We start from the raw sequence: 14,410 nt of genomic DNA, 5'->3' as shown, positions 1-14,410 counted from the left end.
TCAGGCTCCATGGTCAGTTCTGAGGAGGGAGGATGCGTCGGCGTATTTGCACACGCAGGGGGTGCCAGACCAGAATCTCACCAAGGGCAATGCAGAGCGTGAGCACGGCGGCGCCCAGCACGACACGCGGCAGATCGCCTGTCTCAATGGCATGGGCGACATAGGCGCCAATGCCGCTGCCGTCGCGGTTCTGCAGGGTCCATGACGAGCGTTCGGCGAGTATCAGGATTGTCCATCCGGTCATGGAGGCCGTGCTGACAGCTTCGAGCAGGGCAGGCGCTAGGCCGGGCAGCAGCACACGGCTCCACCAGAGCCAGCCCCTGATCTGCAGGTTTCGGGCTGCCTGCAGGAGGTCGACAGGATAGCTGCGCATGCCGCGCAGGATCTGGGCGAGAAGCAGGCCCTGCACGAAGAAGAAACAAAGGATCAGCGGCCAGACAAGCGGCGAGAAATTCAGCGCCGTCAGGGCGAGGCACAGAACGGGGAATAGTATGTTCTTTGGATAAAGCGTCAGAAACCGGGCCGTGACGCGGGCTATAGCGGCACGACGCGCAGACAGGCCGAGCCATACCCCAAGAGGCAGCCAGAGAGCGATCGCCAGCACCAGGGCGGCTGTCATGCGCAGGGCCGAAATGAGGCTCTGCTCGACAACGATCTCGAGATCGCCAAGAGCGAGGGCATGATGACGATAGAAAAAGCCGACAACGATCAGGAGCAGAAAGATACCCGAAGACAGGCCGATGAGTGGCGAGGGCGAAACGCTGTGAATGACAGGGCGAAAACCTGTTCCTCCCCATCTCATATCGCCGAGCCAGGCCAGTGCGCGGCGCAGTCTTTCGCCTGCGCGCTTGAGCAGACGCGTGCGTCGCCAGAATTTAAGCATCCAGGGATCGGGCGCGCCGTCGAAGACAGGATGCAGTCGATAGCGATCGGCCCAGATCTGCCAAGGGAAAACGAGGCAGGAATCATACAGAAAGGCGAGAATGCCGATCAGGATTGCCGCGATAACCGTCTGCCACAGCGAGCCGATGGCGGCTGCCTGTGCCGCATGGGCGCCCAGACCCGGACGCGATGACAATGCGCCATTGACCGGCAGCATTTCGGTGGCAATCAGAACGCACCAGGCCAGCGGCATGGCGCGGGCCAGAGCGGTCACCCCTGCGGGAATGGCGAAAGGCGCCTCCAGCCGCCAGAGGCGCTGCCAGCTGGTGAGGCCGAGGCCGCGTGTCGCCTCATCGAGCGTGCGGGGTATCTGCGTCCAGGCTCCAAGTGCTGCGGTGGCAATGGGCGCGGCAAAACACAGGGACGTCGTCCCGATGGCCGCGACCTCGAAACCCAGAAGGCGCAGAAAAGGCAAAAGGCAGAGCAGGGGCACCATATGCATGCCACCCAGAGCCGTCCCGACCGCACCACGCAGCACAGGCAGCTTGGCTGCGAGCAGCGCCAGAACAGCCCCCAGGAGCGATCCGATGAGCGTTGCTCCGATCATGCGCAGAGCCGTATGCCCGAAATCGCCAAGTAGCACCTGCAACCCCGCCAGCGAGCGGAAATGCGGCGTGATCAGCCCGCCATGATGGAAAGGGGTCAGCCGTGACGGCAGGAAGCGCGAGAACAGCGCCAGAGCAGCGACTACGATAAGCGTGCCAACGAGCGATGCCGTAAGCCCCGATCTTCGATCCGCTCCGCGTGTGCCGCGTCGCACCCGTAATGGCGACATGTGCTCCTTCCTTGTGTCTGGCTTTCGGCCAGGCTGTTCCTGAATCCTCGCGGAAACAGATGAAAACTCGGCATCCTGCCACTCAGAGCCTGCACGCAACCAGTCGAGACCGGCCGGTTCAGGCTCAGAAACCTGGTATCAAAAAGCCCTGTATCGATCGGTCAGAATCTGCCGGTCGGCCACGGTATGAAAGAGGGCAGAGAGCCTCAGGAGGCGCGGGCGATACCCGTGCTGCCAAAGCCACCAGCGCCACGTGAGGTCTCATCCAGTTCAGAAACTTCAACCCATGTCAAACGAATGACGGGGGCGAGCACAGCCTGGGCGATGCGCATGCCGCGTGAGATCACGAAATCTTCCTTGCCCGTATTGAGCACGATGATACCAATCTCGCCGCGATAATCCTCATCGATTGTGCCCGGCGTGTTGGGAAGCGTGATGCCATGCTTGAGGGCGAGCCCCGAGCGCGGTCGTATCTGCAACTCGTATCCCGCAGGCAGGCCGATTCTGAGCCCGGTCGGGATCAAGGCGCGTTCGCCCGATCTGATCACGACATCTTCGTTGATGGCCGCGAGGAGATCCATGCCTGCTGCACCGCTGCTGGCATAATGGGGAAGGTCCAGACCCTCTGCATGGGGAAGCCTGACGAGTTCAACGGGAAGCGGTGACATGAAGCCTTACCTTGGGGAAGAAGAAAAACGGGCCGCGATACGGGCGGCCAGAGATCTGGCGATGTCCGTCTTTGCCATTGCGGACCATGGCTCGACGGTATCGCCATCCAGAAAAAGAACGCGATTCTGATCGCCACCGAAAACATTGGTTCCGGTGCTGACATCATTGGCCAGCATCCAGTCGCAGCCCTTGCGTCGCTTCTTGGCGACGGCATGGGCTTCCAGCGTCTCCGTTTCTGCCGCAAAGCCGATGACGAGCGATGGGCGAAGCGTACCTGGCTGCGAGAGCGTGGCGAGGATATCCGGGTTTTCGACCAGAGTGAGTTCCGGAGGCGCACCGCCTTCTTTCTTGCGTTTCTGAGCCGCCGTTTCCGCCACGCGCCAGTCGCCGACAGCCGCTGCGCAGATGGCGCAGTCTGAGGGCAGAGCAGCTTTGCAGGCAGCAAGCATCTCGACCGCTGTCGTAACATCGACGCGCGTGACGCCAGCAGGGCAGGGCAGGGACGTTGGGCCGCTGACCAGCGTCACCTGTGCTCCGAGCTGCGCACAGGCAGCGGCAATGGCGTAGCCCTGCTTGCCGGAAGAATGATTGGCGATGAATCGCACAGGATCGATAGGCTCATGGGTCGGGCCTGCCGTCACCAGAACATGCCGCCCGGAGAGGGGCTTGTGCGGAAACAGGGCGTCTTCGATGGCACTGGCGATGGCTTCCGGCTCGCTCAGGCGGCCAGGGCCGAATTCACCACAGGCCATTTCGCCCTCATCCGGACCGACGAACAGGCAGCCGCGTGTACGCAGGAGGCGAAGGTTCTCCTGTGTTGCGGGGTGCTGCCACATGCGCACATTCATCGCCGGGGCGACCAGAACGGGCGTGTCGGTTGCCAGAAGAAGCGTCGTGGCCAGATCATCGGCAAAGCCATTGGCCATGCGCGCCACAAGATTGGCCGTTGCCGGGCAGACCACCAGCAGATCGGCACTGCGTGAGAGCGCGATATGGTCCATCTGGCTGTCTTCAGCCAGAGAGAGCAGTGCCGTATGGACCGGCGCGCCCGACAGTCCCTGCACCGAAAGCGGGGTCACGAAATGGGTGGCGGATTCGGTCAGCACGCATTCGACCGCGATGTCACGCTTGCGCAGCAGCCGGATCAGTTCCAGCGACTTATAGGCGGCAATACCACCGCCTATGATCAGGATGATCCGGGCGCGCATGAGAGATCAGAGCTTCCAGCCGGAATGGATCGCTGCGATCCCGCCGGAGAGATTCTGGTAGCTCACCTTTTCAAGCCCTGCCTCACGCATCATTTCGGCCAGCACGTCCTGCTCGGGGAAGGTGCGGATGCTCTCTGCGAGGTAACGATAGCTCTCGGCGTCCTTTGCGATGATCTGGCCCATTCTCGGCAGAACGCCGAACGACCAGGCATCATAGATCGGGGCGAGGGCCGCAACCTGCACGCGGGAGAATTCGAGGCAGCAGAACTTGCCACCCGGGCGCAGCACGCGGCGGGCCTCGCGCAGAACCGCACTCTTGTCTGTGCAGTTACGCAGGCCAAAGGCAATGGATACGCGATCGACACTGCGATCGGGCAGCGGAATCGCCTCGGCATCGACAACCGAGAATTCGATATTGTTCAGATAGCCCTTGGCGGCCGCACGCGACCGCCCGACTTCGAGCATGGAAGCGTTGATGTCAGTCAGCAGCGCCGGACCGCCATTGTTCTTCAGCCAGCCAAAGCTGATATCGCCCGTGCCACCAGCCAGATCGAGCAGCTTGAGGTCGGGCCTCGGCGCGAGGGTGGTGATGAAGATGCGCTTCCAGACACGATGGATGCCGAGCGACATCACATCGTTCATCACATCGTAGCGGCCCGCTACGCTGTCGAAGACGGCGCGTACCAGCGGCTTCTTCTCGGCTTTCGGAACGGAGCGATATCCGAAATCGGTGGTCTCCTCCCTTTCGCCACTGGCTGATTCGGGACGGGGAAATGATGCGTTGTCGGTCATGGTTCTCTGGATATAGTGTCGGCACCCAAGATGCCAGAGCTACCAGAAGTTGAAACCATCCTCATCGGATTAAGAGCGGCCCTTGATGGCCGCCGTATCATCAGCACGGAGGTCAGAAGTGATCTGCGCTGGCCCGTGCCTGATGATCTCTCGATAAGGGCGGATGGGAAGAAAATCCGCGCTGCGACGCGTCTTGGCAAATACATGCTGATTGCCCTCATGCGAGGGCCGACGCTGCTCATTCATCTTGGTATGAGCGGGCGTATCCGCATTACCCATTCCCGGCGCAAAGGGGCAGCCTATCTGCCGCTGCGTCATGAGCATGTCATCCTGACGCTCGATGACGGGACACGGGTCGGTCTTGTCGATCCGAGGCGTTTCGGCTGTTTTCTACTGCTGGATTCAGGGCGTGAGCGTGAGCATCCGCTTCTGGCGAAGCTCGGAGCTGATCCTCTTTTGCCGGGATTCGACGCCCCCTATCTCGTGGCAAGGCTGATGGGCAAACGCTCGCCCATCAAGACGATGCTGCTCGATCAGCATGTTGTCGCAGGGCTCGGCAATATATATGTGTCGGAAATTCTTTTTCGTGCCCGGATCAATCCGGAGAGGCGGGCCGCATCGCTTGTTGTCGATGAAGTAACGCGCATTGCCGAAGTGACGCCAGCGGTGCTCAGGGAGGCGATAGGCGCCGGTGGTTCGACCTTGCGCGATTATGTTGATTCCGAGGGAAAACCTGGCGCTTTTCAGGAGCTGCATCAGGTATACGGCCGGGAGGGTGAGCCTTGCCCCGAATGCCCGGGCTATCCCGCCTGTCACGGAATTCGTCGCGTAGTGCAGGCGGGGCGCTCCAGTTTCTACTGCCCGCGGCTTCAACCGCCACTTTCTTTAGAGGACGCTTGACTGGCAGCGTCAAACTGGACTAAAGGCGAGCCCTCCGCTGGCTCTGCGTCTCTTTTAGAGATGATTGGCTGGCATGCTTTATTGTTGTCGCAAGGCAACCTAACAAGCCGAACAGAACAGGGCTGAAGAGTAGAAATGGCTAACACCGCCTCTGCGCGCAAGCGCATCCGTCAGAACGAGCGTCGCCGTGAGCGTAACGTTTCCCGTATGTCCCGCGTCCGCACCTTCGTGAAGAAGGTCGAAACGGCCATTCTTTCGGGTGACAAGAACGCTGCCAATGATGCCCTGCGCGCCGCGCAGCCGGAAATGCAGCGCGCTGTTGGCAAGGGCGTCCTTGCTGCCAACACCGTTAGCCGCAAGCTGTCGCGCCTTTCGGCTCGCATCAAGGCTCTGGCTTCGGCCTGATCAGGCATATGGATATCCTTGGTCTCCAGGGATATCTGGTCTGAGACTACAAGAAAGAACGGGTGTGGCGACAACGCCATGTCCGTTCTTTTTTTTCGCCGGTCATCCGCTTCCGGGCTGATCGGATAAGCTTGCCTCTCCCGGTCCGTTTGCCCTATCCTGTCTGCCCTCAACCGGGGGATCGAACGGGGCGTTTTGCGCGGTCGTGACGGCTCCTGTCGTTTCTTTTATTGCAACTCGGGGGAGTGATGGCAGACGAAGGGTCTCATACGGATCTTCCCGCAATGACGGAGACGGTATCCTGCACGACAGGCACGGAGCCTGTTCTGGCATCGCAATGGGTCAAGGTGCGCGAGCGTCTCAGGGTCGAGGTTGGCGATGTCGAATATCGTACCTGGCTGCAGCAGATCGTGCTCGGCCCCCTCGAAGAAGATGAAATCACGCTTTTTCTACCTACGCGCTTTTTGCGTGACTGGGTGCGCGGCCAGTATGGTGACCGCCTGCAGGAATTGTGGCGCAACGAAAATCGTGCTGTCCATCATGTAGAGCTGCAGGTGCAGCGTGTCGGTGATGCGCTGGCGGCGCCAGTCGCAGTAGAAGCGGCCGTGCCTGCGGTCGAGATCGAGGCCCCTGTTGCCCAGGTGGCCAGCGTGCAGGACGCACGTCACGACCTGGCTGCGCCGCTCGACCCGCGGTTTACCTTTGACAGTTTCGTTGTCGGCAAGCCGAACGAATTTGCCTATGCCTGCGCGCGTCGTGTGGCTGAAAAGCCATCCAGCCCCGGGTTCAATCCGCTCTTCCTGTATGGTGGGGTAGGGCTTGGCAAGACGCATCTGATGCATGCCATCGGCTCCGAACTGACCAGCGGTGGTCGCGTGTCCGTCGCCTATATGTCGGCTGAGAAGTTCATGTACCGGTTCATTGCGGCCATTCGCTCGCAATCGACTATGGAGTTCAAGGAGCAGCTGCGTTCGGTTGACGTGCTGATGATCGACGATCTTCAGTTCCTGATCGGCAAGGACAACACGCAGGAAGAGTTTTTCCACACCTTCAATGCCCTCGTCGATGCCGGTCGCCAGATCGTGGTCAGCGCCGATAAGTCACCTTCCGATCTGTCTGGTCTCGAAGATCGTCTGCGCACCCGTCTGGGTTGCGGCATGGTGGCCGATATTCATGCGACAACATTCGAGCTGCGTATCTCTATTCTGGAAGCGAAGGCGCTTGCCTCTGGTGTCGCGGTTCCTGCCAAGGTGCTGGAGTTCCTCGCGCATAAGATCACATCGAATGTGCGCGAGCTCGAGGGGGCGCTGAACCGCCTTATTGCTCACGCCAATCTCTTCGGGCGTTCTGTGACACTCGAAAGCACGCAGGATGTGCTGCATGACATCCTCAAGGCGCATGATCGCCGCGTGACGATCGAGGAAATCCAGCGCAAGGTTTCCGAACACTGGAATATCCGTCTGACGGATATGTCGTCTGCCCGTCGTGCGCGTGCTGTCGCCCGCCCGCGTCAGGTGGCCATGTATCTGGCCAAGCAGCTTACCAGCCGCTCCCTCCCCGAGATCGGGCGTAAGTTCGGCAATCGTGACCATACGACGGTCATGCACGCCGTATCGCGTGTGCAGGAACTGATGGAGCGTGATGTCGCTTTTGCCGAGGATGTCGAGCTTCTGCGTCGCATGCTTGAAGGCTGATCTCTTTGCTGCAACTGGCGGCTCTGCTAGTATGATTTTTTGTTATTCGGGTGTTCGAGGGTCTACGATCATATGAAATTTCAGGCTGACCGCACTACGCTGATCCGTGCCCTTGCCCATATCCAGAGCGTCGCCGAGAAGCGGAACACCATTCCCATTCTCGCCAATGTCATGCTGTCGATCGAAGGTAATCTCCTGCGTCTGACAGCCACCGACATGGAAATTGCGGTAGTCGAGGAAGTGGCGGCAGAAGGGGCGCGTGATGGTGCGGTTACGGCACCGGCAAGCGTGCTCTACGAGATCGTGCGCAAACTGGCCGATGGCTCGATGGTCGAGCTCGATCATGGCGGTGGCGATGCCCCGCTGGCTCTGCGCGCCGGTCGTTATGCCACAAGCCTGAATGTTCTGCCCGTCGAGGATTTTCCGTCGATGGTGGCGGGCGATCTGCCGCATGAATTCTCGATCCCGGCTGCCGTTCTGCGTGGTCTGGTTGACCGCACGCGTTTTGCAGTTTCCACCGAAGAGACGCGTTACTACCTGAACGGTATCTATTTCCATGTTGCCAAGGATGGTGACGGCCCCAAGCTGCGCGCCGTCGCGACCGACGGTCATCGTCTGGCCCGTGTGGAAACCGATCTGCCGGCAGGCGCTGGCGATATGCCGGGCGTCATCATTCCGCGCAAGACCGTTGCCGAACTGCGCAAGCTGCTCGATGAGGGGGCAGGCACGGTGCAGGTGAGCCTGTCCGACACGCGTATCCAGTTTCGCGTCGGCGCAGTGATGCTGACCTCAAAGCTGATCGACGGCACTTTTCCGGAATATGAGCGTGTCATTCCCAAGAACAATGACCGCTTTCTCCGTGTGAACAAGCAGGCCTTTGCCGATGCTGTGGCGCGCGTTGCTGCGATCAGCCAGGAGCGGTCGCGCCCGGTCAAGCTGGCTGTCCAGACCAACCTGCTGACGCTTTCCGCGATCAGCCCCGATCAGGGTATGGCCAAGGAAGAGCTGGATGAAACCAGCGTTTCCTATGATGGCCCGTCGCTCGAAATCGGCTTTCAGGCCCGCTATCTCAACGATATCACCGACCAGATCGACGTCGAGGCCGAGTTTGCCTTCGCCGATAGCGCGGCACCGACGCTCGTGCGTGATACCAATCTGCCGACAGCGCTTTACGTGCTGATGCCAATGCGCGTCTGAATTCCGGGAATGGCGGGCCTGATTTGCGTATAGACAGGCTCGTCCTCACTGATTTTCGCAATTATGAGCGTCTGGCATGGGCGCCGCAAAGTCGCCTCGTTGTTCTCACTGGCGAAAATGGGGCAGGCAAGACCAATCTGCTTGAAGCGCTTTCGCTTCTGGCGCCTGGCCGAGGCCTGCGTGGTGCCATGAACGCGCAGATCCAGCGGCATCAGGGGCATTCTTGGGGCGTCATGGCCCGCCTCGCACGCGATGGCGACGATGCACTCGAATTGGCAACCGGTGCCGATCCTGCGAACTCCTCACGTCGCGTCTTTCGTCTCGATGGCGAGGTCGTGCGTAATCGGGCCCAGATTGCCCCGCATTTCTCTACCATCTGGTTGACGCCACAGATGGATCGCCTGTTCAGCGATCCGGCTTCCGGACGTCGTCGGTTTCTCGACCGGCTGGTTCTTGCTCTTGATCCGAATCATGCGCGCGAGAGTGCCGCTCACGAGCGCGCTCTGACACAGCGTAACCGCCTGCTGGCGACCCGGCCAGATCAGACGGCGTGGCTCGATGGTCTTGAAGACAGCATTGCCCGGCATGCCGTGGCTCTGACCGCTTCCCGCATGGCGCTGGTCGAGTCGATGAATCGTGTTCCCGTGACCGATGACACGTCTTTTCCGGTCGCCCGTTTGCAGCTTGTCTGCGATGTGGAGAGGGATCTGGCATCGCAGCCGGCGCTCGCGGTTGAGGACAGTCTGCGGGCGGCGCTGAAACGCTCGCGAGGGGAGGATGCCCAGAAGGGCAGCACGTCCTTCGGCGCCCATCGCGCTGATCTGTCATTGCAGGACGCATTGACAGGGCGAGAGGCAGCACTGTCGAGTAGTGGTCAGCAAAAGGCCATGCTGGTGCATGTCATGCTGAACCATGCGGCATTGACTGCGGGAAAAGCGGGCAGGGCGCCTTTGATCCTGCTCGACGAACCGCTCAACCATCTCGATGCAGAAAGGCGCGACGCCTTGCTTCGTTTTCTGCGTGACCGTGAAATTACGGCTTTCATGACCGGGACGGACAGAGAGGCCTTTGGCGTTCTGGGTGACCATGCCGAATATCGTGAGGTCAGTTCAGGGCGATTCTTGGAGCAATAGGGGGAACCCCTGGGATACTCCGCGCGATCGGTTGCTGTCAGAACATTGTAACCGTAAGGTTACAGTGTTCGCATTATTCAACGTCTTTGTTCAGGCGTCTCTCGGTGCGGTGGGGCTCTATTGTCTGTCTCAAAAGTAATGAAACTCACATTTCCATCACGGAGAGATCCCCAACGGTTTTGTATCGCGGGTTTTGGGTTATGGCGTCGGGGGAGATTAGAAGTTTACCTGTAATGATATGATGGATAGAAAATTTTTATGGTAATTCCTGATATATGGGAAGTCATTATCCTGTAATTTCTATGTCTGCCATAAACAATCTTGTGGCGTTCACGCTGAATGCGGCCTCCGAAGGTCAGGCAGTCAAGCACTGCATCTTAATGTTACTTATTGTCATAAATCTTCGACCTATAAAGGGGTGCTATCAACTCAAGGGAAGAGGATAAGGCTCGTATGAAGATTGCGTTTCTCTACGTCGCAGAGCCTTATCAATGCTACCACGTCGCCGCCGTTTCATCGGCTCTGGCGCAATTCCCGAATATGTCGGTCACCGAATTTGTCAGTTTCCCTGAAACAGCCCAGCATCTGGAGGCCATCCGCCGTGAGAACAATCTGGGCGGCAGGATCGAACGCGGTGTTCTGAAAATGCCCCTGAAGGCGGCCCTGCTCAGGCGGTTGCGCCGGCTCGACGCCGAGCGTGAAGTCGTCATGCGTGAAAACGTGGCGCAGCTGGAGCAGTTTGATGCTGTGGTGGCGACGGAATATTCAGCGGGACTTCTGCGGGAGATGGGGCTGGTTCGCCCGGCGCTCATTCTGATCCAGCACGGTGCTGGCGATCGTGCCGTGAATGATGAGCATCTCATCCGCCATTTCGACCTCTCCCTCGTCTCCGGGCCGAAGATTGCCGAGAGTTTTCTGGCGAAGAGGCTGGCGACGGCAGCGCAAACCAGAATTGTCGGTTATCCGAAATTCGACGCGGTGAGCAAGGAGCGCTGTCAGGAGCCGTCACTCGCTGCCAGAAAACCGGTTGCGCTATACAACCCGCATTACAAGAAGGGTCTGTCATCCTATGGCAGGTTCCTTCACCCGCTTGTCGACGCGGTAAACCAGCTTGATCGATACGATCTCCTGATCGCGCCACATATCAAGATTTTCCACAAGGATTTCGGGGGGCGTCGCCGTCTGTTCGAAAGCGTAGTAGGCGGGCGCGTCAGTCTCGATGCTGCTTCCTCCGCGTTGCTCGACATGACCCATACGGCCCGGGCGTCGCTTTATATCGGTGATGTAAGCAGTCAGGTATATGAATTCCTGATCCGGCCGCGCCCCTGTGTCTTTCTCAATCCACATGGCGTTGCCTGGCGGGATGACCCTCATTTCCGTCACTGGACGCTCGGTGACGTGGTTGAGCGTGAGGAAGATATCCTTCCTGCCCTGGCTCAAGCGGAGTCGCGTCATGTGCTGTACCGTGCGCGTCAGGAGCAGGTGATTCACGAGACTTTCGGCTCTCAGCCGCGTCGCGGCGCGTCTCATCGCGCAGCGCAGTCCATACGCGAGTTCCTGCGCGGCGAATTTACTGTGGCGCCTCTTCCTGCTGTCGCCTGAGAAGACTGTCGTTCAGAACTGGTCGGTCATGGCTGGTGCGCCGGGTTGTGAGCCGGACGTGCCCTGTCGCGTTTTCCGCGTGGCAAATCAATGAAATTGCGGGCGGTAACGCAATCTCCTGTTTTCAACACGGACCGGTTTGGTCTAAGAGGACGCGCCAACGGTAGGAAAGCCGCGGGCTTTCCTGATTGATTTGCGGGGAGGCAGCGGCAGATGACCACGACCAATGAAACACCGACCGGAATGGCTGGGGAACGTGTTGGTTCTTATGCGTCGCGCAGCGTGTCGCATGACCGCATCCGTGAAGCCCTCGCCTTTGACGACGTTCTGGTCGAGCCTGCGGCTTCGGAAGTGCTCCCTGCCCAGGCTTCGACGCGCACGCGTCTGACACGCTCCATCGAACTCAACATTCCGCTGCTCTCTTCTGCCATGGATACCGTGACCGAAGACGCGATGGCGATTGCCATGGCACAGCAGGGCGGCATGGGCGTCATTCACAAGAATCTCTCGGTTGAAGAGCAGGCCGAGCATGTGCGCCGCGTCAAGCGCTTCGAATCGGGCATGGTCGTCAATCCGGTAACGGTCGGACCTGATCAGACTCTGCGTGACGTGCATGCCATCATGGCGCAGCACGGTATCAGCGGTCTGCCCGTCGTCATGCCGGGCACGGGTGAACTGGTCGGCATTCTGACCAATCGTGACATGCGCTTTACCAGCGATCTGTCGACCCCTGTGCGCGACATGATGACACGCGACAAGCTTGTGACGGTGCGTCATGGTGCTGACGCTGCCACGGCGCAGGATCTGCTGCATCGCCATCGTATCGAGAAGCTTCTGGTGGTTGATGACCAGAATCGCTGCACGGGTCTGATTACCGTCAAGGACATGGACAAGGCCGAAGCGCATCCGCTCGCCATCAAGGACCAGTTCGGTCGCCTGCGTTGTGCTGCTGCGATCGGTGTCGGTGCCGATGGTCTGGCCCGCGCCGAGGCGCTTGTCTCGGCTGGCGTTGATATCGTCATCGTTGACACGGCCCATGGCCATTCCCGTGGCGTGCTCGACACGGTGGCAACGCTCAAGGCGCGCCATCCGGGAATTCAGGTCATCGCCGGTAATGTCGCAACGCCCGAAGCCGCCATTGCCCTTGCGGGCGTCGGCGCTGACTGCGTGAAGATCGGCATCGGACCGGGCTCGATCTGCACCACGCGTGTGGTGGCAGGTGTAGGCGTGCCGCAGTTCTCGGCTGTCATGGAAACCTCTGCAGCCTGCCACGAGGCGGGTATTTTCGGCATCGCCGATGGTGGCATTCGTACTTCGGGCGATATTGTCAAGGCCATTGGTGCTGGCGCCGATGTCGTGATGATCGGGTCGCTTCTCGCCGGATGTGAGGAAAGCCCCGGTGAGGTGTTCCTGCATCAGGGACGCTCCTACAAGGCCTATCGCGGCATGGGCTCGCTCGGCGCGATGGCGCGCGGTTCGGCCGATCGCTACTTCCAGGCCGAGGTCAAAGACTCGCTGAAGCTCGTGCCCGAGGGTATCGAAGGTCAGGTACCGTTCAAGGGCAGCATGGCGGCTGTCGTGCACCAGCTCGTGGGCGGTCTCAAGGCTGGTATGGGTTATACGGGCTCGGCCACGATTGCTGATCTTCAGGTTCGCACGCGCTTCCGCCGCATCACCAATGCAGGCCTGCGTGAAAGCCACGTTCACGACGTGACCATCACGCGTGAAGCACCTAACTATCGCCAGGACTGACAAAAACTTGTAAGCGCGGGGCATGACTCCCGCCGCTCGACTCTCAGCCGCCATCGATCTGCTTTGCGCCATCGAGGCTGCCCCCCGCCGTCCCGCAGATGCGACGGCCAATGCGTATTTCCGTGATCGCCGCTATATTGGTGGCGGCGATCGACGGGTCATTTCGGCCCGTATCTGGGACGTGCTGCGTCAGTGGCGCCGTCTGCACTGGCATTTGCGCGATATTCCGGGTGGGGCTTCCCCTCGCACGCTTTGCGCAGCCTCGCTTATGCTTGGTGGCGAAGAGATCGGCACGGTGCGCAACCTGTTCAATGGTGAGCGTTTCGCGCAATCCCACCTGACATCGCGTGAAGACGCGGCGCTCGCTGCTCTTGGCGGAAAGGCGTTGAACGACCCGGATATGCCCGGGCCGGTGCGTCTGGAATATCCCGACTGGCTACACCCTTATCTGGAGCGGGCTTTCGGCCCCGAGCTGGAAACGGAAATGTCGGCGCTCGACGGCGCAGCGCCGCTCGATCTGCGCGCCAATCTTCTCAAGGTACATCGTGACGAGGCGATCCGCTCGCTGCGTAATGAGCAGATCACAGCCACGCCCACACCGCTCTCACCCTGGGGGCTGCGTCTCCCGGGCCGTCAGCCGGTGACGGCGACCCAGAGCTTCCGTGAAGGCATTATCGAGATTCAGGATGAGGGCAGCCAGCTCATCGTCGGGGCGCTCGATGCGAAGCCGGGTGAGCGCGTGGTCGATTTCTGTGCCGGTGCAGGGGGCAAGACGCTCGCTATTGCCATGGGGATGGAGAACAAGGGGCAGATCGTGGCCTGCGACGTCTCGTCGCCACGCCTTGAAGGGGCGGTCAAGCGCCTGCGTCGCGCCGGGGTTCACAATGTCGAGCGCCATCTGCTGGTGAGCGGCGATAAATGGGTCAAGCGCCGTGCTGGGGCCTTTGATCGCGTTCTGGTTGACGCTCCCTGCTCGGGGACCGGAACCTGGCGCCGCAACCCTGACGCCCGCATCCGACTGGTCGAACAGGACATCATCGAATTGCAGGCCAAGCAGGCCGATATCCTTGATCGTGCCTCGACTCTCGTGAAGCCGGGCGGCCGTCTGGTCTATGCGACCTGCTCACTGCTGAACGAAGAAAACGAAGCGCAGGTTTCTGCGTTTCTCGCGCGCAATGACCGCTTTGAGCGCGTGGCGGCGGGCGGAGACATGCTGCCCGAACCGCTGCGCAGCCAGAGCGGGTTTGCGCTCACGCCGCATCGCAATGAGACCGATGGCTTTTTTGCCGCCGTTCTGCAGCGCAAGGCGCAGTGAGCACGTCATTGGGCGTGATTTTTTGA

Annotated in this window: 12 protein-coding genes; 8 read left to right on the top strand and 4 right to left on the bottom strand. The window is 60.2% G+C overall.

Going from position 1 to position 14,410, the window contains the following annotated elements:
- Positions 1-13: 13 nt before the first annotated feature.
- The 4 genes from AA105894_RS00410 to AA105894_RS00395 form a co-directional block, all read right to left on the bottom strand.
- Positions 14-1,717, bottom strand: coding sequence for an ABC transporter permease subunit (locus tag AA105894_RS00410; RefSeq protein WP_267310022.1), 1,704 nt, complete (start codon positions 1,715-1,717; stop codon positions 14-16).
- A 206-nt stretch (positions 1,718-1,923) separates the two neighbouring features.
- Entirely contained in the window at positions 1,924-2,385 is a 462-nt protein-coding gene (gene dut / locus AA105894_RS00405; RefSeq protein ID WP_188426330.1) for a dUTP diphosphatase, read from the bottom strand.
- Positions 2,386-2,391: 6 nt separating this feature from the next.
- The gene (gene coaBC / locus AA105894_RS00400) at positions 2,392-3,594 is read right to left on the bottom strand and encodes a bifunctional phosphopantothenoylcysteine decarboxylase/phosphopantothenate--cysteine ligase CoaBC (RefSeq protein WP_267310021.1); all 1,203 of its coding nucleotides are present in this window, start codon (positions 3,592-3,594) and stop codon (positions 2,392-2,394) included.
- A gap of 6 nt (positions 3,595-3,600) precedes the next feature.
- Positions 3,601-4,386: a class I SAM-dependent methyltransferase gene (locus AA105894_RS00395; RefSeq protein WP_267310020.1), complete on the bottom strand. Its 786-nt coding sequence runs from the start codon at positions 4,384-4,386 to the stop codon at positions 3,601-3,603.
- Positions 4,387-4,416: 30 nt separating this feature from the next.
- On the opposite strand from AA105894_RS00395, the gene mutM reads away from it, so the two are divergent.
- From mutM to AA105894_RS00355, 8 genes are all read left to right on the top strand, one after another.
- A complete protein-coding gene (gene mutM, locus AA105894_RS00390; RefSeq protein WP_267310019.1) occupies positions 4,417-5,286 on the top strand; it encodes a bifunctional DNA-formamidopyrimidine glycosylase/DNA-(apurinic or apyrimidinic site) lyase in 870 nt (289 codons plus the stop codon).
- Positions 5,287-5,421: 135 nt separating this feature from the next.
- A complete protein-coding gene (gene rpsT, locus AA105894_RS00385; RefSeq protein WP_025885973.1) occupies positions 5,422-5,691 on the top strand; it encodes a 30S ribosomal protein S20 in 270 nt (89 codons plus the stop codon).
- Between the two features lie 284 nt (positions 5,692-5,975).
- A complete protein-coding gene (dnaA, locus tag AA105894_RS00380) occupies positions 5,976-7,385 on the top strand; it encodes a chromosomal replication initiator protein DnaA (protein WP_267310018.1) in 1,410 nt (469 codons plus the stop codon).
- Between the two features lie 72 nt (positions 7,386-7,457).
- A complete protein-coding gene (gene dnaN, locus AA105894_RS00375; RefSeq protein WP_188426335.1) occupies positions 7,458-8,582 on the top strand; it encodes a DNA polymerase III subunit beta in 1,125 nt (374 codons plus the stop codon).
- A 23-nt stretch (positions 8,583-8,605) separates the two neighbouring features.
- Positions 8,606-9,715, top strand: coding sequence for a DNA replication/repair protein RecF (gene recF, locus AA105894_RS00370; protein WP_267310017.1), 1,110 nt, complete (start codon positions 8,606-8,608; stop codon positions 9,713-9,715).
- A gap of 453 nt (positions 9,716-10,168) precedes the next feature.
- A complete protein-coding gene (locus AA105894_RS00365; RefSeq protein WP_267310016.1) occupies positions 10,169-11,317 on the top strand; it encodes a hypothetical protein in 1,149 nt (382 codons plus the stop codon).
- 243 nt (positions 11,318-11,560) lie between these two features.
- Positions 11,561-13,069, top strand: coding sequence for an IMP dehydrogenase (guaB, locus tag AA105894_RS00360; protein WP_188426542.1), 1,509 nt, complete (start codon positions 11,561-11,563; stop codon positions 13,067-13,069).
- A 22-nt stretch (positions 13,070-13,091) separates the two neighbouring features.
- Positions 13,092-14,384 (top strand): RsmB/NOP family class I SAM-dependent RNA methyltransferase, encoded by a 1,293-nt coding sequence (locus AA105894_RS00355; RefSeq protein ID WP_267310015.1) that lies wholly within the window; start codon positions 13,092-13,094, stop codon positions 14,382-14,384.
- The last annotated feature ends 26 nt before the right edge of the window (positions 14,385-14,410 follow it).

Origin of the sequence: Asaia spathodeae NBRC 105894, assembly GCF_025994195.1 — a bacterium.
GTDB lineage: Bacteria > Pseudomonadota > Alphaproteobacteria > Acetobacterales > Acetobacteraceae > Asaia > Asaia siamensis.
The sequence above is the reverse complement of the archived record's forward strand: the minus strand, read 5'-3'. Positions and strand labels throughout refer to the sequence as shown.

What these genes read in the sequence shown, in the direction of transcription:
- dnaA (WP_267310018.1), top strand. Translation starts at nt 5,976, where the DNA reads ATGACGGAGACGGTATCCTGCACGACAGGCACGGAGCCTGTTCTGGCA.
- AA105894_RS00395 (WP_267310020.1), bottom strand. Translation starts at nt 4,386, where the DNA reads ATGACCGACAACGCATCATTTCCCCGTCCCGAATCAGCCAGTGGCGAA.
- AA105894_RS00410 (WP_267310022.1), bottom strand. Translation starts at nt 1,717, where the DNA reads ATGTCGCCATTACGGGTGCGACGCGGCACACGCGGAGCGGATCGAAGA.
- AA105894_RS00355 (WP_267310015.1), top strand. Translation starts at nt 13,092, where the DNA reads ATGACTCCCGCCGCTCGACTCTCAGCCGCCATCGATCTGCTTTGCGCC.
- dut (WP_188426330.1), bottom strand. Translation starts at nt 2,385, where the DNA reads ATGTCACCGCTTCCCGTTGAACTCGTCAGGCTTCCCCATGCAGAGGGT.
- AA105894_RS00365 (WP_267310016.1), top strand. Translation starts at nt 10,169, where the DNA reads ATGAAGATTGCGTTTCTCTACGTCGCAGAGCCTTATCAATGCTACCAC.
- mutM (WP_267310019.1), top strand. Translation starts at nt 4,417, where the DNA reads ATGCCAGAGCTACCAGAAGTTGAAACCATCCTCATCGGATTAAGAGCG.
- coaBC (WP_267310021.1), bottom strand. Translation starts at nt 3,594, where the DNA reads ATGCGCGCCCGGATCATCCTGATCATAGGCGGTGGTATTGCCGCCTAT.
- rpsT (WP_025885973.1), top strand. Translation starts at nt 5,422, where the DNA reads ATGGCTAACACCGCCTCTGCGCGCAAGCGCATCCGTCAGAACGAGCGT.
- guaB (WP_188426542.1), top strand. Translation starts at nt 11,561, where the DNA reads ATGGCTGGGGAACGTGTTGGTTCTTATGCGTCGCGCAGCGTGTCGCAT.
- dnaN (WP_188426335.1), top strand. Translation starts at nt 7,458, where the DNA reads ATGAAATTTCAGGCTGACCGCACTACGCTGATCCGTGCCCTTGCCCAT.